This window comes from Nonomuraea terrae (assembly GCF_004348995.1).
Taxonomy (GTDB): Bacteria; Actinomycetota; Actinomycetes; order Streptosporangiales; family Streptosporangiaceae; genus Nonomuraea; species Nonomuraea terrae.
The window spans coordinates 12,523-33,749 of record NZ_SMKQ01000046.1 but is presented as its reverse complement, the minus strand read 5'-3'; the positions used below and the strand labels follow the sequence as shown (position 1 = coordinate 33,749).

19 protein-coding genes are annotated in these 21,227 nt (G+C 69.1%); 14 read left to right on the top strand and 5 right to left on the bottom strand.

Annotated features, from left to right (window positions below):
• The first annotated feature begins 228 nt into the window (after window positions 1-228).
• Genes E1286_RS17545 through E1286_RS17530 form a run of 4 tightly spaced genes read left to right on the top strand, consistent with a single transcriptional unit; the run spans window position 229 to window position 4,039 of the window.
• Complete coding sequence (locus E1286_RS17545) at window positions 229-1,347, top strand: polyamine ABC transporter substrate-binding protein (RefSeq protein WP_187368181.1); 1,119 nt, start codon at window positions 229-231, stop codon at window positions 1,345-1,347.
• Between the two features lie 11 nt (window positions 1,348-1,358).
• Window positions 1,359-2,225, top strand: a complete 867-nt coding sequence (locus E1286_RS17540) for an ABC transporter permease (RefSeq protein ID WP_246074933.1) — start codon at window positions 1,359-1,361, stop codon at window positions 2,223-2,225.
• Entirely contained in the window at window positions 2,218-3,003 is a 786-nt protein-coding gene (locus E1286_RS17535) for an ABC transporter permease (protein WP_132613779.1), read from the top strand. The genes E1286_RS17540 and E1286_RS17535 overlap by 8 nt, the downstream gene beginning before the upstream one ends.
• A complete protein-coding gene (locus E1286_RS17530) occupies window positions 2,990-4,039 on the top strand; it encodes an ABC transporter ATP-binding protein (protein WP_132613777.1) in 1,050 nt (349 codons plus the stop codon). The genes E1286_RS17535 and E1286_RS17530 overlap by 14 nt, the downstream gene beginning before the upstream one ends.
• Here the strand turns inward: E1286_RS17530 and E1286_RS17525 are convergent.
• Complete coding sequence (locus E1286_RS17525; RefSeq protein ID WP_165969780.1) at window positions 4,033-4,638, bottom strand: TetR/AcrR family transcriptional regulator; 606 nt, start codon at window positions 4,636-4,638, stop codon at window positions 4,033-4,035. The genes E1286_RS17530 and E1286_RS17525 overlap by 7 nt on opposite strands.
• A gap of 125 nt (window positions 4,639-4,763) precedes the next feature.
• Between E1286_RS17525 and E1286_RS17520 the strand changes: the two genes are divergently transcribed.
• The 6 genes from E1286_RS17520 (at window position 4,764) to E1286_RS17495 (ending at window position 12,295) form a co-directional block, all read left to right on the top strand.
• A complete protein-coding gene (locus E1286_RS17520) occupies window positions 4,764-6,035 on the top strand; it encodes a glycosyltransferase (RefSeq protein WP_132613775.1) in 1,272 nt (423 codons plus the stop codon).
• Window positions 6,036-6,061: 26 nt separating this feature from the next.
• A complete protein-coding gene (locus E1286_RS17515; RefSeq protein WP_132613773.1) occupies window positions 6,062-7,459 on the top strand; it encodes an aminobutyraldehyde dehydrogenase in 1,398 nt (465 codons plus the stop codon).
• Between the two features lie 251 nt (window positions 7,460-7,710).
• Entirely contained in the window at window positions 7,711-10,890 is a 3,180-nt protein-coding gene (locus E1286_RS17510) for a sensor histidine kinase (protein ID WP_132613771.1), read from the top strand.
• Window positions 10,887-11,309, top strand: coding sequence for a roadblock/LC7 domain-containing protein (locus E1286_RS17505; RefSeq protein ID WP_020546551.1), 423 nt, complete (start codon window positions 10,887-10,889; stop codon window positions 11,307-11,309). Before E1286_RS17510 ends, E1286_RS17505 begins: the two co-directional genes overlap by 4 nt.
• 19 nt (window positions 11,310-11,328) lie before the next feature.
• Window positions 11,329-11,736, top strand: coding sequence for a DUF742 domain-containing protein (locus tag E1286_RS17500; RefSeq protein ID WP_246074932.1), 408 nt, complete (start codon window positions 11,329-11,331; stop codon window positions 11,734-11,736).
• A complete protein-coding gene (locus E1286_RS17495) occupies window positions 11,717-12,295 on the top strand; it encodes a GTP-binding protein (RefSeq protein ID WP_111179477.1) in 579 nt (192 codons plus the stop codon). The genes E1286_RS17500 and E1286_RS17495 overlap by 20 nt, the downstream gene beginning before the upstream one ends.
• Before the next feature lie 215 nt (window positions 12,296-12,510).
• On the opposite strand, the gene E1286_RS17490 is transcribed toward E1286_RS17495, so the two are convergent.
• From E1286_RS17490 to E1286_RS17475, 4 genes are all read right to left on the bottom strand, one after another.
• Window positions 12,511-13,281, bottom strand: a complete 771-nt coding sequence (locus tag E1286_RS17490; protein ID WP_223190058.1) for an ABC transporter ATP-binding protein — start codon at window positions 13,279-13,281, stop codon at window positions 12,511-12,513.
• 404 nt (window positions 13,282-13,685) lie between these two features.
• Entirely contained in the window at window positions 13,686-14,483 is a 798-nt protein-coding gene (locus tag E1286_RS17485; protein WP_132613769.1) for an ABC transporter permease, read from the bottom strand.
• Window positions 14,480-15,295: an ABC transporter permease gene (locus E1286_RS17480; protein WP_132613767.1), complete on the bottom strand. Its 816-nt coding sequence runs from the start codon at window positions 15,293-15,295 to the stop codon at window positions 14,480-14,482. Before E1286_RS17480 ends, E1286_RS17485 begins: the two co-directional genes overlap by 4 nt.
• A complete protein-coding gene (locus tag E1286_RS17475; RefSeq protein ID WP_165969779.1) occupies window positions 15,292-16,290 on the bottom strand; it encodes an ABC transporter substrate-binding protein in 999 nt (332 codons plus the stop codon). The genes E1286_RS17480 and E1286_RS17475 overlap by 4 nt, the downstream gene beginning before the upstream one ends.
• A gap of 621 nt (window positions 16,291-16,911) precedes the next feature.
• On the opposite strand from E1286_RS17475, the gene E1286_RS17470 reads away from it, so the two are divergent.
• From E1286_RS17470 to E1286_RS17455, 4 genes are all read left to right on the top strand, one after another.
• Window positions 16,912-19,743, top strand: a complete 2,832-nt coding sequence (locus tag E1286_RS17470; RefSeq protein ID WP_165969778.1) for a nitrate- and nitrite sensing domain-containing protein — start codon at window positions 16,912-16,914, stop codon at window positions 19,741-19,743.
• A 15-nt stretch (window positions 19,744-19,758) separates the two neighbouring features.
• The gene (locus tag E1286_RS17465) at window positions 19,759-20,181 is read left to right on the top strand and encodes a roadblock/LC7 domain-containing protein (protein ID WP_111179471.1); all 423 of its coding nucleotides are present in this window, start codon (window positions 19,759-19,761) and stop codon (window positions 20,179-20,181) included.
• Between the two features lie 95 nt (window positions 20,182-20,276).
• On the top strand, window positions 20,277-20,621 hold the full coding sequence (locus E1286_RS17460; protein ID WP_132613819.1) for a DUF742 domain-containing protein: 345 nt from the start codon (window positions 20,277-20,279) through the stop codon (window positions 20,619-20,621).
• The gene (locus E1286_RS17455) at window positions 20,602-21,189 is read left to right on the top strand and encodes a GTP-binding protein (protein WP_132613761.1); all 588 of its coding nucleotides are present in this window, start codon (window positions 20,602-20,604) and stop codon (window positions 21,187-21,189) included. Before E1286_RS17460 ends, E1286_RS17455 begins: the two co-directional genes overlap by 20 nt.
• The last annotated feature ends 38 nt before the right edge of the window (window positions 21,190-21,227 follow it).

The following is a 21,227-nucleotide window of genomic DNA, read 5'->3' as shown; positions in this document are numbered from 1 at the left end:
GCTGCGGAGAGCCCGCGATCTCGGGCCGTGAGGGGCTTCTCACCCAGTGAGATCAAGCGTGCGGTTATTGAATCCCAATTCAACTGAACAACCAAACATCCTGGTAGCAATGTCCGGAAAAGTCTTGCCGATGTTGATATCTGCTGCAACACTCCATCTCTGGTCTGCCGTGCCCGGTAAGGTCGCGCGACCCCTCTTACATCGCTAATTTCAGAAGGAGTAGCGGCCGTGTCCCGTACCCGGTTCACCCGTCGTCTCCCGGCCACCATGGCGGTGGTCGGCCTCGCGCTCGCCGTAGCGGCGTGCGGGGGTGAGTCGTCGTCAGGCTCCAACTCAACGACGGTGGCGGCCGAACAGCTCAAGCCCAACGCAGACCTCAGCAAGCAGAGCCTCGCAGTGACAGTGTGGGATGGCTACCTGCCCGAGGAGCTGGCCCAGCGGGTCAAGGAGAAGCTCAAGGTCCAGGACATCAAGATCCAGCTGCACGAGACCAACGAGACCGCGATGGCGAAGCTCACCGCCTCCGGTGACAGCGGCATCGACGTGGCGTTCGTGTCCGGCCAGTACGCCCAGGCCCTCAACGAGCAGGGTCTGCTGGAGCCGATCCACCCCGAGCTGATCCCCAACCTGGCCAACCTCTACCCCGAGGCCACCCAGCTCTCCTACGACAAGGGCAACAAGTACTCCGTGCCCTACACCTGGGGCACCACCGGCATCTGCTACCGATCCGACCTCGTGAAGACTCCGCCGACGAGTTGGAACGATATTTTGAAGCCCCCGGCCTGGGCCGAGAAGAAGGTCACGATGATGACCACCGAGCGCTGGCTGGCCCTGCCCGCCATCAAGGCCCTCGGCTACTCGGTCAACACCGACAAGGACGACGAGATCGAGAAGGTCAAGGAGCTTCTGATGGCGCAGAAGCCCCACCTGCTCACCTACGACGACACCACCTTCGGCGACCGCCTGCTGTCCGGCGAGGCCCTCATGGTCGAGGCGTGGGACGGCTGGTGCCCGACCACCGACAAGTCGGGCAACATCAAGTTCGTGGTGCCGAAGGAGGGCAGCGACCTCTGGGTGGACACCATGGTGATCATGAAGTCCTCCAAGAACAAGGAGGCCGCGCACGCCCTGATCAACTACATCCTCGACCCCGAGGTGCACAGCTGGGCGGCCGAGAACATCAACTACAAGGTGCCCAACAAGGCCGCCATGGACCGGGTGAAGATCGCCGAGGGCTCGCTGCTCGGCATCTCGCCCGCCGAGCTGCTCAACGGTGAGTCGATCATCGACCTCGGCGAGGCGTCCACCAAGTACACCCGCCTGTCGGCCGACGTCCAGGCGAAGTAGTTGTCGTTGTAGTGAAGTCCGAGGTCAAGGCCCGGCCGGTGAACCGCTCACGCGGACGCCGGCTGGGCGCGTTCGTGTTCCTGTCGCCCGGGCTGGCGTACCTCGTCGTGTTCATGCTGGTGCCGCTGGCGCTGCTGCTGAGCACCACGGTGTTCCGGCGCGGGCGGTTCGGCGGGGTGGTCTACGAGTTCACCGCCGAGAACTTCGAGCGGCTCGTCGACCCGCTCTACCTGGGCGTGCTCGTCGACTCGCTGAAGATCGCGACCCTCACGACGCTGATCGCCCTGCTGATCGGCTATCCGACGGCCTACGTGATCGCCCGGCTGCCGCGCAAGTGGAAGACCATCGCGCTGGTGGCGATCGTGCTGCCGTTCTGGACGAACTTCCTCATCCGGGTCTACGCCTGGATCATGCTGCTGAGCGGCCCCGGGCTGGTCAACAGCGCGCTGAAGGTGTTCGGGCTGGGGCCGCTGGAGGTGCTCTACACCGAGGGTGCGATCGTCACGGGGTTGCTGTACTCGTACCTGCCGCTGATGGTGCTGCCGCTGTACGCCGCGATCGACCGGCTCGACCCGCAGCTCAGGGAGGCCTCGTCCAACCTCGGGGCCTCCGCGTTCACCACGTTCAGGAAGGTCACGCTGCCGCTCACCATGCCGGGCGTGCTGACCGGCAGCCTGTTCGTGTTCGTGCCCAGCTTCGGCAACTTCGTCATCCCCGAGATGCTCGGAGGCAGCAAGTCGATCATGGTGGGCAACCTGATCCGCGACCAGTTCCTCAAGGCGCGCGACTGGCCGTTCGGCGCGACGCTGGCGCTGGCCCTCATCGTGGTGCTGGTGGTCCTGCTCGTCGCGCAGTCGTGGGTGGCCCGCCGTGCGTAGGTCGAAGTTGCTGTACGTCCCGTTCTGGGCGTCCTACGTCTTCCTGTACCTGCCGATCGCCGTGCTGGTCGTCATGTCCTTCAACGCCGGCGAGTCGGCGTACACCTTCGAGGGCTTCAGCCTCAAGTGGTACGGCGAGCTGGCCGGCGACGAGCGGGTCAGGGACGGCCTGGTCAACACGCTCATGGTGGCCGCCGGCTCGACGGTGATCGCCACGGTGCTCGGCACGCTGCTGGCCGTCGGCCTGGCCCGCCACACCAGGTCCAAGCTGCTCGACTCGGTCGCGCTGATGCCGGCCGTACTACCGGACGTGGTGCTCGGGATCGGGCTGCTGGTCTTCTACGGCATGGTCCAGTCGACGCTCGGCCTGTACTCGGTGGTGCTGGCGCACGCCCTGTTCGCGATGGCGTTCGTGGCGGCGGTGGTCCGCACCCGGCTGGCCGGGTCCGACACCTCGCTGGAGGAGGCCTCGCGGGACCTCGGCGCCGGGCCGGTGACGACGTTCATGAAGATCACGCTGCCGCAGCTCGCGCCGGGCATCGTCGCGGGCGCGCTGCTGGCGTTCACGCTGTCGCTGGACGAGTTCGTGATCGCGTTCTTCACGATCGGCAACGACGATCCGACGCTGCCGATCGTCATCTACTCCATGGTTCGCTTCGGGGTCACCCCGGAGATCAACGCGCTGGCGGCGATCCTGCTCCTGGTGAGCTTCACGGCGGTGATCGCCGGTCAGCGCCTGACCAAGATCGGGGAGAGGGAGCCGCGTGCTCAGGATTGACGGGGTCTCCCGCAGGTTCGGAGACGTCATCGCGCTCGACGACGTCTCCCTGGAGATCGGGCAGGGCGAGTTCTTCGCCCTGCTCGGGCCCTCCGGCTGCGGTAAGACCACCCTGCTGCGCATCGTCGCCGGGTTCGAGACGCCCGACGCCGGCAAGGTCACGCTCGACGGGGAGGACCTGCTGTCCCGCCCGCCGAACCGCCGGCCGATCAGCCTCATGTTCCAGTCGTACGCGCTGTTCCCGCACATGACGGTGGCGAAGAACGTCGCGTACGGGCTGGAGCGCGAGCGCCTGCCCCGGCAGGAGATCAAGCAGCGCGTCGGCGAGGTGCTGGAGACCGTCGGCCTGTCGGCGCACGCCGTGCGCAAACCGGCCCAGCTCTCCGGCGGTCAGCGGCAGCGGGTCGCGCTCGCCCGCTCCATCGTCAAGCGCCCCCGCCTGCTGCTGCTCGACGAGCCGCTGTCGGCCCTGGACAAGAAGGTCCGCGCCGACATGCAGCTGGAGCTCAAACGGCTGCAGAGCGAGGTCGGCATCACGTTCGTGGTCGTCACGCACGACCAGGAGGAGGCCATGTCGCTGGCGGACCGCATCGCGGTCTTCGACAGCGGCAGCGTCCGCCAGGTGGACGAGCCGATCAGCCTGTACGAGCGCCCGCGCTCGCCGTTCGTGGCGGACTTCGTCGGCGCCAACAACCTCTTCTCCGGCACCGCGAGCGGCCTCGACGGGATCAGGAGCGAGCAGTTCGGCATGCTGCCCGGCACGCCGCTCACCGAGCTGACGGCGGGGCGGCAGGCGCTGCTCGCGGTCCGGCCGGAGAAGATCGAGCTGGCCGACGAGAACGCCACCAGGGGCCTGGCCGGCAGCGTGCTGGACGTCAGCTTCTACGGCGGCGTCTCGCACGTCTCCGTGGACGTCCCCGGCCACGCCAAGCCGGTGCTCGTCGCCGTGCAGGGCGCCGCCGCGGTGCGGCAGGGCACCAAGGTCAAGGTGCGCTGGGAGGCGCGCGACGCGGTCGTCATGGCGGTCGATCAGTGAGCCAGGTCGTTGCCCGTGGCCGCCCGCGCGTACGACAGAATCAGCTCGGCCGCCTCGTCGGGGCCGATCAGCGGGTGCCTGGCGGTGATGCGGTAGCCGTAGGCGTCCTCCAGGGCCACCAGGTTGCGCGAGATCGTCACGGAGTCGGCGCTCAGCCGGAAGACCCCGAGCGCCGCCCCGGTGTCCAGGATCGCCTGGTACATCGACACCTGGCGGTCGTAGAGCGAGGTGAGCAGCACGCCGTAGACCCGGTTGCGTCCCGCGGCGCCGCCCAGCTCGTTGAGCAGACGCACGTCGGGGTCGAGCGGCCCGGTCGGCAGACCCGAGCGGATCGTGACGACGAGCTTCTCGACCGGGTCGGTGAGCTTGGCGAGCTGGCGCAGCCGCTGCTCGTAGAACCGCTCCATGCCGGCGTGCTGCGCCTCGACGAGCAGCTCCCGCAGGTCGGGGTAGTGGTAGAGCACGGCGCCGGAGGTCAGACCGGCCTCCTCGGCGACGTGCGACAGCTGCACGCCGTCGACGCCATGGCGGATGATGGCCCTGCGCGCGGCGTCGATCAAGTCGATGCGCCGGTCGCTACGGCTTTTGCGCTGAGCCACCACCACCACCTTCACTCGTTGGGTTCCAGTTCAGTTAGCCGTGACCATAGTGCCGGTTACTTGACCTTCACGCTAGATCCGTTTTTGAATTCCTGTTCAAATCGATGAGTCCCCCCGGAGTTGCCATGTCACTCACGATCCTGTTCATGCCGGAGAGCGCCTACGGCCCGACCAACAACTGCATCGGCATCGGCGACATCCTGCGCCGCCGCGGCCACCGCGTCGTCTTCGCCGCCGAGTCGTCCTGGAAGGGCAAGCTCGAGGCGCTGGGCTTCGAGGAGGACCTCGTGGACCTCGCGCCCCCGGCCGAGGACGCCGAGGAGCAGGACGCGGGCCAGTTCTGGAAGGACTTCATCCGCGAGACCGCGCCCGAGTACCGCAAGAGCACGCGGGAGCAGCTGGAGACCGTCACCAAGCCGATCTGGGCCGAGCTGATCGACGGCGCCAAGTACTGCGAGCCGCAGCTCAAGGCCATCATCGAGCGGGTGAACCCGGACGTGATCGTCGAGGACAACGTCCTGACGTTCCCGGCCCTGCTCACCGCGGGCAAGAAGTTCGTCCGCATCGTCTCCTGCCAGCCGCTGGAGGTGCGCGGCGAGAACATCCCGCCGGTCTTCTCCGGCCTGCCCGCCGGCGACCGCTCCGAGTGGGACGCCTTCCGCGCGGAGTACGACCGCACCCACCGCGAGCTGTGGACCGCCTTCAACGAGTGGTGCGTCGAGCAGGGCACCGCGCCGCTGCCCGACCTCGACTTCATCCACGAGGGCGACCTGAACCTCTACGTCTACCCCGAGATCATCGACTACACCGACGCCCGCGCGCTGGGCCCGACGTGGCACCGCCTCGACTCCTCGGTGCGTGAGACCGACGAGCAGTTCACGCTGCCGTTCCAGCGCAATGAGGGCTCGCTGGTCTACTTCTCGCTCGGCTCGCTCGGTTCCTCCGACGTGGAGCTGATGCAGCGGGTGATCGACGTGCTGGCCACGACCCCGCACCAGTACATCGTCTCCAAGGGCCCGCTGCACGAGGAGATCAAGCTCGCCGACAACATGTGGGGCGCGGAGTTCCTTCCGCAGACTAAGATCATTCCACTGTGTGACTTGGTCATCACCCATGGCGGCAACAACACGACCACCGAGGCGCTGCACTTCGGCAAGCCGATGATCCTGCTGCCGCTGTTCTGGGACCAGTACGACAACGCCCAGAGGGTCGATGAGCTCGGTTACGGCGTCAGGCTCTCCACCTACGCCTTCACCGACGAGGAACTCAAGGGAGCGCTCGACCGGCTGCTCGGCGACACCGAGCTGCGGGAGAGGCTCGCCGCCGCGGGCGAGGAGATCCGGCGTCGCGACGGCCTGCGCAAGGCCGCCGACCTGATCGAGCAGCTCGGCCAGTAGCAAGATCCGAAGGACGAAGTCTTCCGATGCGTGAACTGATCAACCCCGCCACCGGGCTCCCGTGTGCCGAAATTCCGGACACGCCGGTCGAGGGCGTGGCGTCCGCTGTACGTGAGGCACGGGCCGCGTTCGAGGAGTGGTCGCAGGCCACCCCGGGCGAACGCGCGCGGGTGCTGCTGCGGACCGCCGACCTCGTGGAGGCCGCGGCCGAGGAGCTGACCAGGCTGGAGGTGGAGGAGACCGGCAAGCCGGCGGCGGTGTTCCGCGACGGCGAGCTGCCGTTCGCCGCCGACAACCTGCGCTTCTTCGCCGGCGCCGCGCGCTCCCTGGAGGGCTCGGGGGCCGGGGTGTTCAGCGCCGGCTACACCTCGGTCATGCTGCGCCGCCCCGTCGGGGTGGTGGGGTCGATCGCGCCGTGGAACTTCCCCTTCGTCATGGCGATCTGGAAGGTGGGCCCGGCGCTGGCCGCGGGCAACGCGGTGGTGATCAAGCCGGCCCCCCAGACGCCGCGTACGACGCTGCGGCTGGCCGAGCTGTTCGCCGAGGCGGGCGCGCCGGCCGGGCTCGTGCGGGTGGTCACCGGCGGCGCGGAGGTCGGCCAGGCGCTGGTCACCGATCCGGGCGTCGACATGGTCAGCGTCACCGGCTCGACCGAGACCGGGCGGGCCGTGATGACCGGCGCCGCCGCCACCCTCAAGCGGGTCCACCTGGAGCTCGGCGGCAAGGCGCCGGCGCTGGTGTTCGAGGACGCCGACCTGGCGGAGATGGCCCGCGGCGTGGCCATGGGGGCGACGTACAACACCGGGCAGGACTGCACGGCGGCCACCCGCGTCTACGTCGCCCGCGAGGTCTACGCCGACGCGGTGGAGGCGCTTCGAGCGACTCTTGCCGACATAACCGCCGGCGACCCCTGGGACCCGGCGACCGACATCGGCCCGCTGATCTCGTCGGCGCACCGCGACCGGGTGCACGGCTTCGTCTCGCGGGCCTCCGGGCGCGTGCTGCAGGGCGGCTCCCCAATCGGGGGCCCCGGCTTTTTCTACCCGCCCACCCTGGTGGCCGACGCCGCCCAGGTCAGCGAGATCGTCCAGGGGGAGATTTTCGGTCCGGTTCTGGTGGCCCTGCCGTTCGACGGCGAGGACGAGGCGGTCAGACTCGCCAACGACACGAGGTACGGTCTTGCCTCGTCGGTGTGGTCACGTGACGTGGCCCGCGCCATGCGCGTCTCGCACCGGCTCGACGTGGGTGTCACCTGGGTCAACGACCATCTCCCCATCGCCAGCGAGGCACCGCACGGCGGCGTGAAGGGCAGCGGGTTCGGCAAGGACATGAGCCAGGAAGCGGTGCAGGAGTATTCGGTGACCCGGCACCTGATGGTGAAGCACGCGGCACCGGCCGAGCGGGATTCGTTCCGGCCCGCCTGAAAACGTGTACGGCGTTATGCGGCCAAAGTGCCTCTTTGGACGCATGTGATGGGATATGTTCGGTTGGCCGATCTGGTACGGGTTGTGTTCCAATTACCCAGCCGGACAGAATCCCATGCGCCCCACGCGTGTCTGATTTTTTTCGAGCACGTACCGGCGAGAGGTTGCGAGAGTCAGTGAGGACGGAAAACCCCAGGCACACGAAGTCAGGGGAGTACACAGGCGGACGGTTCCAGCTGGGGAACTGGCGTGTGCGCTCCAGGCTGATCGCGCTGATCCTCATTCCCACCGTCGTGGGTGTGCTGCTCGCGGGCGTGCAGCTGGCCGACGCGATCGGCACCAGTGCCGAATACCGCCGGCTCAGCCAGGTCGCCGAGCTGGTCCAGCGCATCGGCGCGCTCAACCACGAGCTCGGCAAGGAGCGCACGCTCACCGCGTGGTACGTCGCCGACCGCCGCAGGGCCCAGCGCTTCGTGCAGCTGAAGACCCAGCGGCAGGCCACCGACCGGGCCAAGCAGCAGGCGCTCGACGCGGCCACGGTCATCGACGCCACCCACTCGGTCCGCGTGCAGGACGGCGTGGAGAACATGCGCCGCTGGCTCGACGGTCTCGACAGCCTGCGCGAGTCCATGGTCGGCAACGTGCCGCCGCGCGCCGCCATCGGCACGTACGGCACGATGATCGACGTGTTCTCCTCGGTCCAGGGCGACCTGGGCGACGGCGTGAGCGACGACGACCTGCAGGGTGACGTGGCCGCGCTGGGCTCGCTCCAGCGCATGAAGGAGGAGCTGTCGAAGCAGCAGATCATCCTCATCGTCACCCTGGCGCAGCGCAGGGTCGACAGCGCCGACTGGGCCGACTTCCTCGGCTCCTGGAACAGCCAGCAGACCGAGCTCGCGAACTTCGAGTCGGAGGCCGACGCCGAGGACCTCGAGGAGTACCGGCAGGACGTCAAGGGCCCGCAGGTCGACCTCGCCGACGCCATGCGCCAGCGCGCGCTGGCGCAGGTGAGCGAGTTCGACAAGATCGTGGACCTCGACGTCACCACTCCTCTGACGGCCTCCGGGCGCGACCTCAACTCCTGGTACGAGGCCACCACCGAGACCGGCAACGCCGTCCGCAAGGTGGAGGACGCCCTGGCCACCGAGATCGTGGGCGCCACCCGCGAGCTGAGCGACACCGAGCAGCGCAACGCCATCATCTCCGGCGCGCTGATCCTCGTGCTGCTGCTGCTCGTCCTGATCATCACCACCCGGGTGGCCGGTTCGCTGGTCCGCCCGCTGCGCCGGCTGCGCGCCGAGGCACTCCAGGTGGCCACGACCCGGCTGCCCGAGACCGTCCGCATCCTGCGCGAGTCGGGTGAAGGCGCGCAGATCCCCGAAGTGCCGGCGATCGGCGTCAACACCCGAGACGAGATCGGGGAAGTGGCGCGGGCGTTCGACGAGGTCCACCGCGAGGCGATCCGGCTGGCCGGCGATGAGGCCAAGCTGCGCGCCAACGTCAACGCCATGTTCGTCAACCTCTCCCGCCGCAGCCAGACGCTGGTCGAACGGCAGCTGCAGCTCATCGAGGGCCTGGAGCAGGGCGAGGAGGACGAGGAGCGGCTGGCGAACCTGTTCCGCCTCGACCACCTGGCCACCCGCATGCGCCGCAACAGCGAGAACCTGCTGGTCCTCGCCGGCCAGGAGGCCGCGCGCAAGTGGAGCGAGCCGGTGCCGCTGGTCGACATCGCCCGCGCCTCGCTGTCGGAGGTCGAGGGCTACGAACGGGTCCAGATCCAGATCCCGTCCGGCACGCTCATCGTCGGCCCCGCCGTCACCGACGCCGTCCACCTGCTCGCCGAGCTGATCGAGAACGCCATCTCGTTCTCGCCGCGCGAGAGCAAGGTCCAGGTCACCAGCGCGCCCGCCGAGGGCGGCATGCTGATCGGGATCAACGACCTGGGCATCGGCATGAGCCCGGAGGAGCTGGCCGAGGCCAACTGGCGCCTGGCCAACCCGCCGGTCGTGGACGTGTCCGTCTCCCGGCGCATGGGCCTGTTCGTGGTCGGCCGCCTGGCGCTGCGCCACGGCATCCGCGTGCAGCTCAGCCAGCGCGACGGCGGCGGTCTGAGCGCCATGGTGCTGCTGCCCGACGTGCTCATCAGCGGTGGTCAGGGCACGGCCCCGCAGGGCGGCCAGTACGAGGCGTTCACCACGTTCGACCCGAGGCAGCTCACGCACGCCGGGCCGAACGGCTCGCACCCGTCCTTCGACGGCCCGAACCCGGCCGTCGACACGGAGTGGCCGGAGTCGGTGCCCGCGCCGGGCTCGGGCAACTGGCCGTCGTTCGGGGAGCCGCAGCCCTCGCTGTTCGGCGACGCCCAGCCTTCGCCGTTCGGTGAGCAGCCCTCGCCCTTCGCGGACGCCCAGCCGCAGGCCGCGCCGTTCGCCGACGCGCCGCCGCAGCCCGCTCAGGACGCGCCGCGCTGGCCGTCGTTCGCGGACGACGCCCCGCCCGCGGCCGCCCCGCCGTCGTTCGGCGAGCAGCGCTGGCCGTCGTTCGCCGAAGAGGCGCCGCGCGCGGCCGAGCCGGCGCCGTTCGCCGAGAACCGGTGGCCGTCGTTCGCCGAGCAACCGCCGCCCCTGCAGGACGACGAGCCGCGCTGGCCGTCCTTCTCGACGGAGCCGCCGTCCAAGGACGAGCCGCAGTGGTCGTCGTTCTCCGAGTCCCTTCCGCGCAGGTCGCTGTTCGCCCCGGACGGCCGTCCGCAGTCACAGCCTGACGAGTCCTACGGTCCGCTGTTCGCGGACGAACCCAAGCCCGCGGACCAGTACGACCTGAACGGTCGCACGGCCCAGAACCCGTTCGGTCCCGGCAACTACTCCTCGCAGGACATGACGGGCCCGCTGCCGGTGGTACGCAACTCGCCCATCGAGGAGCAGAGCGAGGAGTTCCTGCCGATCTTCTCGTCGGTCGGCTCCGACTGGTTCCGCAAGCCGGACCCGGAGGTGCTCAGGCAGCGTCTCGACACGGAGTCCGAGGGCGAGCACGAGATCACGGCCGTCCACCCGGCCGTGCCGGCGGAGCCGTCGGCGCCACCGTCCGCTTCACCGTCGGCCGGGACATCGAGCAAGTCGTCGCTGCCGCAGCGCAAGCCCGGGCAGTCGGGTGCGGGAGCGTCGTGGTCCTCGCCCGCGGACTCCGGTTTCCAGGCCGCGCAGGCCGCCGCCCAGCCCCAGCAGTCCGGAACGACGGCGTCCGGCCTGCCGCGCCGCGTCCCCAAGGCGAACCTGGTGCCGGGAACGGCCAGCCTCGCCGAGCCCCCGATCGCGTCTCCGGCACCACAGATTTCGCCCGAACGGTTGCGCAGCCGGCTCTCCAGCTTCCAGCAGGGTGTCCGGCAAGGCCGGGCGTTCACCCGGGGAGAAGAGTATGAGGAGGACAAATGAGAGAAATGAGCCAGGGAGCGCGCGGTATCAGCTGGCTGATCACGGACTTCGTGAACAACGTGCCAGGCGTCGCTCACACGGTCGTGGTGTCGTCTGACGGGTTGCCGCTGGCCTACTCCGAGGGCTTCCCCAAGGACCGGGCCGACCAGCTGGCCGCCGTGGCGTCGGGCGTGATCAGCCTGACCCAGGGCGCCGCCCGGGTCTTCGAGGGCGGTATGGTGACGCAGACCGTCATCGAGATGCAGCGCGGCCTGCTGATGATCATGTCGATCAGCGATGGCTCCTGTCTGGCGGTCCTCGCCGCGCCCGACTGTGACATGGGTCTGGTGGCCTACCAGATGACCTTGCTGGTCGAGCGAGCCGGGCAGGTGTTGACGCCCGCCGTACGCGCCGAGCTGCAAGCGGCCCGCCCCCGCTAGCGGGCGATGACAGGAGAAGATGGTGTCAGGTCAGCAGGGTTGGGCTGGTGATAGCACTCCGCCGCATCCGGCGGCTCCCCGTTCGCAGAAGCAGAGCTCCCTGGTACGGCCCTATGCCGTGACCGGGGGGCGCACCGCGCCGCGGATGAAGTTCGCCATGGAGGCACTGGTGTCCTCCGTGACGTCGGAATACCAAGACATTTCCCTACTAAGTCCGGAGTATCAGGCGATCATTCAGCTGACCCGGAACGTCCGGTCGGTTGCCGAGATCTCCGCCCTTTTACGCCAACCTCTTGGCGTGGTCCGGGTGCTGATCGCCGACATGGCGTCGGAGGGCCTGATCCGCGTGCACCAGCCTGCGCTGGACGCGGGAAAGCCGGACCTCAACTTGCTCGAAAGGGTGCTCAGTGGACTTCGCAGGCTCTAGCCCCGGCCTCACCTCGACGAAGATCGTCGTGGCCGGGGGCTTCGGCGTGGGCAAGACGACGTTCGTGGGAGCGGTCTCCGAAATCCTGCCGCTCACCACAGAAGCGGTCATGACGGACGCCTCCGCCCACGTCGACGACGTCTCCCTCACGCCGAACAAGACGACCACGACCGTGGCGATGGACTTCGGCCGGGTCTCGCTCGACCGTGACCTGATCCTCTATCTGTTCGGCACGCCCGGACAGCACCGGTTCTGGTTCATGTGGGACGACCTGGTACGCGGCGCCATCGGCGCGGTCGTCCTGGTCGACACCCGCCGCCTGGCCGACAGCTTTCCCGCCATCGACTACTTCGAAGAGGCCAAGCTGCCCTTCGTCATCGGTATCAACGGCTGGGACGGCCAGTTCGCCCACCAGGAGGAGGAGATCAGGGAGGCGCTGTCGATCGGCGGCCACATCCCGATCGTGCGGCTCGACGCCCGTCAGCGCGAGTCGGTGAAGTCCACCTTGATCACCTTGGTGGAGCACGCCCTGACCAGGCACATGCACACGCCCGTGTAGGCCGCCCCGCTGGTCAGATCGTGAAGCAATGTCGACCCGGCACCCGGACGAGGGTGCCGGGTTTTTCCGCGTTCCGAGCCGGCTACTGGGCGCTCTCCGCGCGCGCCGGCCACACCCTGCACGCCGCGATGCGCGCCGCCTCCGGCAGCCGTAACGCCGCGGCCGCCCGAACCACCCCCGCACGCCGCCGGACAGCGGGAAGTCAGACGGTGGCGTCAGACGGTGGCGTGGCCGCGGACGAGGCGGCCGACCTCGGCGCGCAGGTGCACGAAGTCGGGGTGCTCACGGGTCGAGATCTGGTCGCGCGGCCCCGGCAGGTGCACCTTCAGGTCGCCCACCACGTGCGCGGGCGCCTTCGACAGCACCACCACGCGGTCGCCCACGTACACGCTCTCGTCGATGTCGTGCGTGATGAGCACGATCGTCATCCGGTGGTGGCCGCGGACCTTGAGCACCAGGTCCTCCAGGTCCTCCCTGGTCTGCGCGTCCACCGAGCCGAACGGCTCGTCCATCAGCATCAGCGTCGGCCGGTACGCCAGCGCCCGCGCGATCGCGACCCGCTGCTGCATGCCGCCCGACAACTGGAACGGGTATTTACGGCCGGCGCCCGCCAGACCCACCGACTCCAGCGCCTCCTTCGCGGCCTCCTGGCGCCGGCGCTTGTCCATGTTCCTGCGACGCAGCGGCAGCGCCACGTTGTCCTCGACCGACATCCACGGGAACAAGGAGCGGCTGTAGTCCTGGAAGACGACGGCGAGATTGTCGGGCGTCTGCCGGACCACCTGGCCCTCGATCCTGACCTGTCCGCCCGTGGGCCTGATCAGGCCGGCGATGGAGCGCAGCAACGTGGACTTCCCGCAGCCGGAAGGGCCGACGATGCACAGTAGTTCGCCCGCGGCGACGCTCAGGTTGAGCCCTTCGATGGCGTGGTGCGCGTTGGGAGTACCGCCGCCGTACACGTGAGAAAGGTTGGCTATCTCGAGCAATGGATGTCCTTGGGGGGCGAGACCGCGAAACCGCAACTTTCCGGAGTCGGAAATGACTCTAGCGGAGCGGGAAATGATGGACATGTCAGTCAGGTAAACCCATTCTGGGCGCAATCTTACCGGCGGGCGCGGGTGCCTGCCATGCGTCGCGCTCATACGTTCCACGATTCGCGTTCGTCCAGCGCGCGGACGTCGCCGTCGGAAATGAGCCGCTGGGTGTCGGCTAGCTGGTGCGATTCCTCCGGCGACAGCACGTCGGAGATGTCGGTGAATCCGTCGGGCGCGCTCGGCCACCAGAGCGGCGACCTCGCATTCCAGCCTGGCGGCGGTCAGGCTCAGCGCGATGCTGAGCCCCCCGCCGCCACCATCGTCCTCACGAGCGCCCCCGTCGGCTCGGCCAGACTCTAGATCACGACGTGCTGGGCGGCGTGGTGCCACGCGAGCACGCGCCGCTCGACGACCAGGAACACCTCGTTGAGCAGGTAGCCGAGGACCCCGAGCAACACGATCCCGGCCCACATGGCGGGCAGGTCGAAGGTCGCGTACGCGCTGGTGAGCTGGAAGCCGATGCCGTTCGTGGTGCCGGGCAGCAGCTCCGAGAAGACCATGACGATCAGCGACAACGACAGCGCCAGCCGGAGCCCGGCGAACATCTTGGGCAGCGCCGACGGCAGCACCACCCGCAGCAGCCGCTCGGCGCGCGAGAGCCGGAAGACCTGGCTGGTCTGCAGGTGCAGCGGCTCCACCGAGCGGGCGCCGTCGGCGGTGTTGAGCAGCACCGGCCAGACGATGCTGAACATGATGAACGCCAGCTGCATCCGCAGCCCGAACCCGAACAGCACCAGGAAGACGGTGACCAGAGCCGGCGGCGGGATCGCGCGCAGGAACTGCAGCACGCCGTCGAGGTAGTCGTACACCTGCGACGACAGCCCCAGCGCCAGCCCGAGCACGACCCCGGCCAGCGCGCCCCCCGCGAAGCCCAGCCCCATACGGCCCAGGCTGGGCAGGATGTCGCCGATGGCGGCGTCGGTCAGGAACAACGTGGTGAACGGGCCGGAGAGCCACATCGCGTGCATCCGCGTCACGATCGTGCTGGGCGGCGGGAAGAACGCGCTGCCCGCCAGCCACGTGGCCGCCTCCCAGACCAGGACGAGCACGGCCAGCACGATGATCCGGAACGCGGTCGTCCGCATGCCTCTCATCCGGCCTCCCCGCGCTGGGCGTGGTGCCAGTGGAAAGCCCGCCGCTCGGCGGCCACCAGCAGGGCGTTCACCAGCACGCCGAACAGGCCCACCCAGAACACCCCGGCCAGGATGTCGGCCATCCGGGCGGGCACGGCTATGCCGGCGAAGAAGATGAACACGCCGATGCCCTCGCCCCGTCCGGCCACGATCTCGGTGCTGACGGTCAGGATGAGCGCCACCCCGGCGGCCAGCCGGACGCCGGTCGCGATGAACGGCGCCGACGACGGCAGCGACACGCGCAGCAACACCGCGAGCGGCCCGAAGCCGTACGAGCGCAGCGACTCCTTGGCCACCGGGTCGACGCCGCGCAGGCCGTACATCGTGTTGTAGAGGATCGGCCAGAGCGAGGCGTAGACCACCAGCGCGACGCGGTGCTGCAGCCCCGTGCCGATGACCAGCGCCACCAGCGGGATCAGCGCCACGGACGGGATCGGCCGCAGGAACTCCACCACCGAGCGCGTGGCGGCGTCGATGAGCGGCACGCTGCCGAGCAGCAGTCCGAGCGGCACCGCGATCAGCGCCGCGATGGCGAGCCCGATCGCCCAGGCGAGCAGGCTCGTCAGGGCGTGTGTACGGAAGGCCGGATCGGCGACCAGCGTCACCGCCCGCCCGACGATCTCCGTCGCGGGCGGCAGGAACTCCGGATCGGCCAGCCCCGTGCGGCTGACCAGCTCGATCAGCGCGGCGAACACGACCGCCCCGACCGCCCGGCGCGACCAGCGGGTGGCCGGTGACGCCGGGCGGGCGGGGGTCAGGGTCTGAGCGTTCACCCGGAGGTGGTGGGTGACATGAGCGACTTGACGTCGATGGCCTTCGACAGCCACTTCGCCTCCAGCATCCAGTCGGCCACCCGCTGGAGGCGGACCGGGTTGTCGCTGCTGGAGAAGTAGGGGAAGGTCACGGTGGCCGCGGTCGCGGCGTCGATCTGCGTGAAGTTCGGCAGCACCTTGGCCACCACCTCGCGGTTGTTCTCCATGAGCTTGGCCGCGTTGTGGATGGCCCGCTGGAAGGCCGCCGCCACCTTCGGGTTCTCGTCGTACCACTCCTGGGTGCTGACGTAGCCGGAGATCGGGAACTCGGCGGCGGGCCCGGAGGCGGGGTCGAGGATCTTGCGCGCGCCCATCGTGGAGATGGCCGCGGTGACCTGCGGCTCGCCCAGGTAGGCGGCGTCGATCTGGCCGCCCTTCCACGAGGGCATGATGTTCTGGAACGTCACCTGGACGTACTTGATGCTGGCGGGGTCGACGTTGTTGGCCTTGAGGACCTGAGCCAGGGCCAGCTCCTGGAAGTTGCGCAGCACGTTGACGTTGATCGTCTTGCCCTCCAGGTCCTTCGGCGTCCTGATGGGGGAGTCGGGCAGGGCCATGATGCTGAGCGAGTCGGGGGCTGCGCGAGAGCCCTCGGCCAGGATGCGCAGCTTCAGCGCCTGCTTGTCATGGGCGGCGAACATCGACACGTAATTGCCGAACATCGCGTCGATCTCACCCTTGACCAGCATGGGGATGGCTTCGGGTGCGGCCTGGACCACCTGCGGCGTGACCTCCAGACCTTCCTTCTCAAAGAGCCCTTGGTCGATGGCGACGTAAAGGGCGGCACTGTCGATGGCGGGCAGGGTGGCGACCTTGATCTGCGTCTTCTCCAGTCCTCCGGCGGCGGCCGCGGAGGGTGGGGCCGCGGTGGTGGTGCCGGCAGAGCTGCACGCCGCGACGCCGAGTGTCAAAGCGAACCCGATGATGGCGGCCCTGGCGGAACGGCCAAGCCTCATGTCAGGGACTCCCTTCGGATGGAGCCAGGGGGGACCGGGTGGCTTCTGCTCCCGGGGACTGTGTGCCTGACGCACGACAGAGATCGACCGTAGCACCAAATTGCCGGTCATTATCGTGAAAATGACACTTGTAGTTGCAATGCCGGTTTACGGCTATATCGTGGAAATTTGACAACCGCAGATGGACGTAATGTATGTCCGATTTGGGGAATGAGGTGACTGGCGGGACTTGAGTTACTGACGTGCCTGATGCCTGATCGTTCCGCGAGACACGTTTCGCCTCGTGGAGCACTGTGTTATTGCCTGTTTCACCAGATAGAAGCATGTTTACCGATTCTGTCCTAATTTCTGGACATCCTGGGATAAAAGCCTCAAGGTGGCACTAGTAGTGGTTGGTGCTTGTCGGCCCGTGTGCTCAAATGGCGCTTGTCTCGAACGAGATATTGCCCCACCTGCATTTACCTGCACGGTCACCCGAGAATTCCCCTCCGGGGCGAGAGGTTGCGAAGGCAAGTGAGAACGCAGAGCGCTGAAGCTTCCGCTGACCGCGAGCCGCACGGCCATCAGAAGCGACGGCCGCCCAAACCGTCCGCGCGCAGGTTCGCACTGGGCAACTGGCACGTGCGGTCGCGCCTCATCGCGCTGATCGTCGTTCCTACGGCCGTCGCCGTCGGTCTGGGCGGGCTGAACGTCGTCACCTCGCTCAACGACGCCCACACGTACCAGAACCTCAGAGAGGTCGCCGAGCTCAGCGAGCAGATCGGCGCCGTCACCCACGAGCTGGGCTTCGAACGCGACGAGACGGCCCTCTACATCGCCCAGGGCCGGCCGGAGAACCGCGAGGCCCAGCTGCGCACCACCTACAGCCGCGTCAACGGCCTCATCGAGGAGGCCCAGCAGCAGGCCCGCGCGCTCTCCGACACCCACGCGGAAGCCGTGCGCCCGGTGCTGCGCCGCCTGGAGGAGGTGCCGACGCTGCGGGAGACGGCCGTCAACGGCAAGATCCAGCCGCTGCCGACGATCCAGAAGTACTCGCAGATCATCGCGGCGCTGCTGCAGTTCCACGACCAGGTCGGTCAGGTGGCGGTGGACGACGAGGTGGCCGACAGCGCGAGCGCGGTGGCCGCCATCGCCCGCGCCAAGGAACAGGCGTCCAAGCAGCGTGGCATTCTCGCCAGCGCGCTGGACAAACGCGGCTTCGACAGCGGCGAGCTCGACGCCCTCACCGACGCCAAGTCGCGTGAGGAGAGCGAGGAGACGCTGTTCGCCACCCTCGCCACCCTCGATCAGCTGGAGCTCTACCGCAACACGGTCGTCGGCCGTGACGTCGACCAGACCGACCTGTTCCGGCTGCGGGCCATGGCGCAGTCGGAGGAGGGCAAGGAGCTGAGCATCGGCGTCCGGCCCGACCAGGACGTCACCACGTGGGTCGAGGTCAGCACCGGCAAGATCGACGCGCTGCGCAGCGTGGAGAAGGAGCTGTCCTCCTCCGTCATCCTGCGCGCCCGAGCCCTGGAGGAGGGCGCCAACCGCTCGGCCATGATCTCCGGCGGTCTCATCCTCCTCCTGCTGGTCGTGGTGACCGCGATCATCTCGCTCATCGCCCGCTCGCTCATCCGGCCGCTGCGCAGGCTGCGCGGCGAGGCCCTCGACATCGCCGGCAAGCGCCTGCCGGAGACCGTACGGCAGCTGCGCGAGAGCGGCGACGGCGAGGTCGGCCCCGTCATCCCGATCAGCGTGGACACCCATGACGAGATCGGCGAGGTCGCCCGCGCCTTCGACGAGGTGCACCGCGAGGCGGTACGGCTGGCGGGCGAGGAGGCGCGCCTGCGCAGCAACGTCAACGCGATGTTCGTGAACCTGTCGCGGCGCAGCCAGACGCTGGTCGAGCGGCAGATCACCCTGATCGACGGCCTGGAGCAGGGCGAGCAGGACGAGCAGCGGCTCGGCCACCTGTTCAAGCTGGACCACCTGGCCACCCGCATGCGCCGCAACAGCGAGAACCTGCTGGTGCTGGCCGGCCAGGACCCGCCGCGCCGCTGGAGCCAGCCGGTCAAGCTGGTCGACGTCGCCCGCGCCTCGTTGTCGGAGGTGGAGAACTACGAGCGCGTCGTCCTCCAGGTGCCCGACGGGGTGTCGGTGGCCGGGCAGGCCGTCAACGACGTCATCCACCTGCTCGCCGAGCTGGTCGAGAACGCCCTGTCGTTCTCCCCGCGCGAGACCAGGGTGACCGTCTCGGGCAGCCGGATCGACGGCGGCGGCGTGATGCTGTCGATCACCGACTCCGGCATCGGCATGACGCAGGAGGAGCTGGCCCAGGCCAACGAGCGGCTGACCGACGCCCCCGACGTGGACGTGTCGGTGTCGCGGCGGATGGGCCTGTTCGTGGTCGCCAGGCTGGCGCATCGGCACGGCATCCGGGTGCAGCTGCGCCCGCACAGCTCCGGTGGGCTGACCGCGATGGTGCTGATCCCGGAGAACATGCTGGGCTCCCAGGCTTCCCCGCTGACCGGGATGCCGTCGTTCTCGGGCAACCAGCCGCCGTCGTTCGCCGGGCACGAGCCTCCCGCGCTGCCGTCCGGGATGCCGGGCGGCATGTCGGGCGGCATGCCGGGCGGGCCGTCCGGTGGGGCGCCGTACGCAGGTCAGCCGCCGGCCTTCGCCGGGGCGGCGGGCGGCGGGCCCAGGGACGAGCCGTACTCGGGGCCGCATCCTGCGCCGCCGGTCACGGACGTCCCTCCTCCGCTGACGATCGGCCCCGGCCACCCGTCGTTCCCGTCCAACCCCGACGGAGGCGGCTGGGGGACTCCGCCGTGGCGCGGGGACCCCGGCGGCTGGCCGGCCGAGCCGCCCGGCGCCGCGTTCGAGCCCGCCGACGTCTGGTCGCCGCCTCGCGGACCTTCGTGGAACGGCGACTCCGGCCTGCCCAGACGACCCGTGCCCGAGCCGCCGCCCGGCGGCTGGGGCAAGGACACCATGCCGCCGCAGCGGCCGGGGTTCGAGTTCACCGACCCCGACGCCGGCGCCACGGGCCCCATACCGGCGGTACCGCCCGCGTCCGCCGGCGACGACTACCTGCCGATCTTCGCCGCCGTGGAGTCCGCCTGGTTCGGGCGCAACAGCGACGGCGCGAGCTGGGGCTCCTCCAAGGCGGACGCGGGCTGGAGCGCTGCGGAGGCGGCAGTGGAGCCGGTACGCGACGGATCGACGGCCTCGGGCCTGCCCAAACGGGTGCCCAAGGCCAACCTGGTGCCCGGCTCGGCGGACACCTCGTCCTCCCCCAAGGGCGTGACGCCGATGCCGGCGGTCTCGCCGGACCGGGTGCGCAACCGCCTGTCGAGCTTCCAGCAGGGCTTCCGAGCGGCGCGCGACGACATCACCGAGGGCAGGGCGTTCTCTTCCGGCCCCCCGAGCCGTCCCGGCCTGAACAACAGTGACCGCGAACAACAGTGACAGAGAGGAGGGCGCATGAACGACCTGAGCCACGCCGCACGCGGTGTCGACTGGCTCATCACCGACTTCGTCAGCACGGTCCCCGGCGTGGCGCACGCCGTGGTCGTCTCGTCGGACGGGCTGCCGCTGGCGGCGTCGGCGGGTTTTCCGGCGGACCGGGCCGATCAGCTGGCCGCGATCGCGTCGGGGCTGGTGAGCCTGACGCAGGGTGCGGCCAGGGTGTTCGAGGGTGGTGCGGTCAACCAGACGATCGTGGAGATGCAGCGCGGGCTGATGCTGATCATGTCGATCAGCGACGGCTCGTGCCTGGCGGTGCTGGCGGCCCCCGACTGTGACATGGGGCTGGTGGCGTACCAGATGACGCTGATGGTGGAACGCGCCGGCCAGGTGCTGACTCCGGCTGTGCGGGCCGAGTTGCGCGCCAGCCAGACCAGGTGATGTAGGTGACGGACCCTAGATGGAACAGCGGCGGTTGGGCGCCCCAGCATCAGCCACAGTCTCAGCCCGAGCCTGCGCCCCAGCCCCAGTCGCAGCTGCCCGACCCCGCCTCGCCCGTCCGTCCCTACGCGGTGACAGGTGGACGGACGGCGCCGCGGGTCAAGCTGGCGATGGAGGCCCTCGTGTCCTCGGCGACCGCCGAGCAGCGGGAGTTCTCGCATATCACGCCGGAGTACCAGGCGATCAGCCAACTGTGCCGGCAGGTGCGGTCGGTGGCCGAGGTGTCGGCCCTGCTGCGGATCCCGCTCGGTGTGGTGCGCGTGCTGATCGCCGACATGGCCGCCGAAGGTCTGGTCCGCGTGCACCAGCCACAGCTGGACGCCGGGCGGCCGGACGTCAATCTGCTCGAAAGGGTGCTAAGTGGACTTCGCAGGCTCTAGCCCCGGCCTCACCTCGACGAAGATCGTCGTGGCGGGAGGCTTCGGGGTGGGCAAGACGACGTTCGTCGGCGCGGTGTCGGAGATCATGCCGTTGACGACGGAGGCGGTCATGACGGACGCCTCCGCCGGCATCGACGATCTCGGCATGACGCCGCTGAAGTCGACCACGACCGTCGCCATGGACTTCGGCCGGGTCTCGCTCGACCGCGACCTCATCCTCTATCTCTTCGGCACACCGGGACAGCACCGGTTCTGGTTCATGTGGGACGACCTCGTCCGCGGCGCCATCGGCGCGGTCGTGCTGGTCGACACGCGCCGCCTGGCCGACAGCTTCCCGGCCATCGACTACTTCGAGGAAGCGCAGCTGCCGTTCATCGTCGGCATCAACGGCTGGGACGGCAAATACCCCCACAGCGACGCCGAGGTGCGCGACGCCCTGACCCTGGCGCCGCACATCCCGATGGTGCGCCTCGACGCCAGGTCCAAGGACTCCGTGAAGAGCGCGCTGATCAATCTCGTGGAGCACGCGCTCTCCGTCCGGATGGCCGTCCCCGGCTGGGGCGGCTAGCCGCGCCGCGCGCCGGCCAGAAGCGGCGCCCGCCGAGC

What these genes read in the sequence shown, in the direction of transcription:
- E1286_RS17520 (WP_132613775.1), top strand. Translation starts at nt 4,764, where the DNA reads ATGTCACTCACGATCCTGTTCATGCCGGAGAGCGCCTACGGCCCGACC.
- E1286_RS17475 (WP_165969779.1), bottom strand. Translation starts at nt 16,290, where the DNA reads ATGAGGCTTGGCCGTTCCGCCAGGGCCGCCATCATCGGGTTCGCTTTG.
- E1286_RS17465 (WP_111179471.1), top strand. Translation starts at nt 19,759, where the DNA reads ATGAACGACCTGAGCCACGCCGCACGCGGTGTCGACTGGCTCATCACC.
- E1286_RS17515 (WP_132613773.1), top strand. Translation starts at nt 6,062, where the DNA reads ATGCGTGAACTGATCAACCCCGCCACCGGGCTCCCGTGTGCCGAAATT.
- E1286_RS17505 (WP_020546551.1), top strand. Translation starts at nt 10,887, where the DNA reads ATGAGAGAAATGAGCCAGGGAGCGCGCGGTATCAGCTGGCTGATCACG.
- E1286_RS17500 (WP_246074932.1), top strand. Translation starts at nt 11,329, where the DNA reads ATGGTGTCAGGTCAGCAGGGTTGGGCTGGTGATAGCACTCCGCCGCAT.
- E1286_RS17485 (WP_132613769.1), bottom strand. Translation starts at nt 14,483, where the DNA reads ATGAGAGGCATGCGGACGACCGCGTTCCGGATCATCGTGCTGGCCGTG.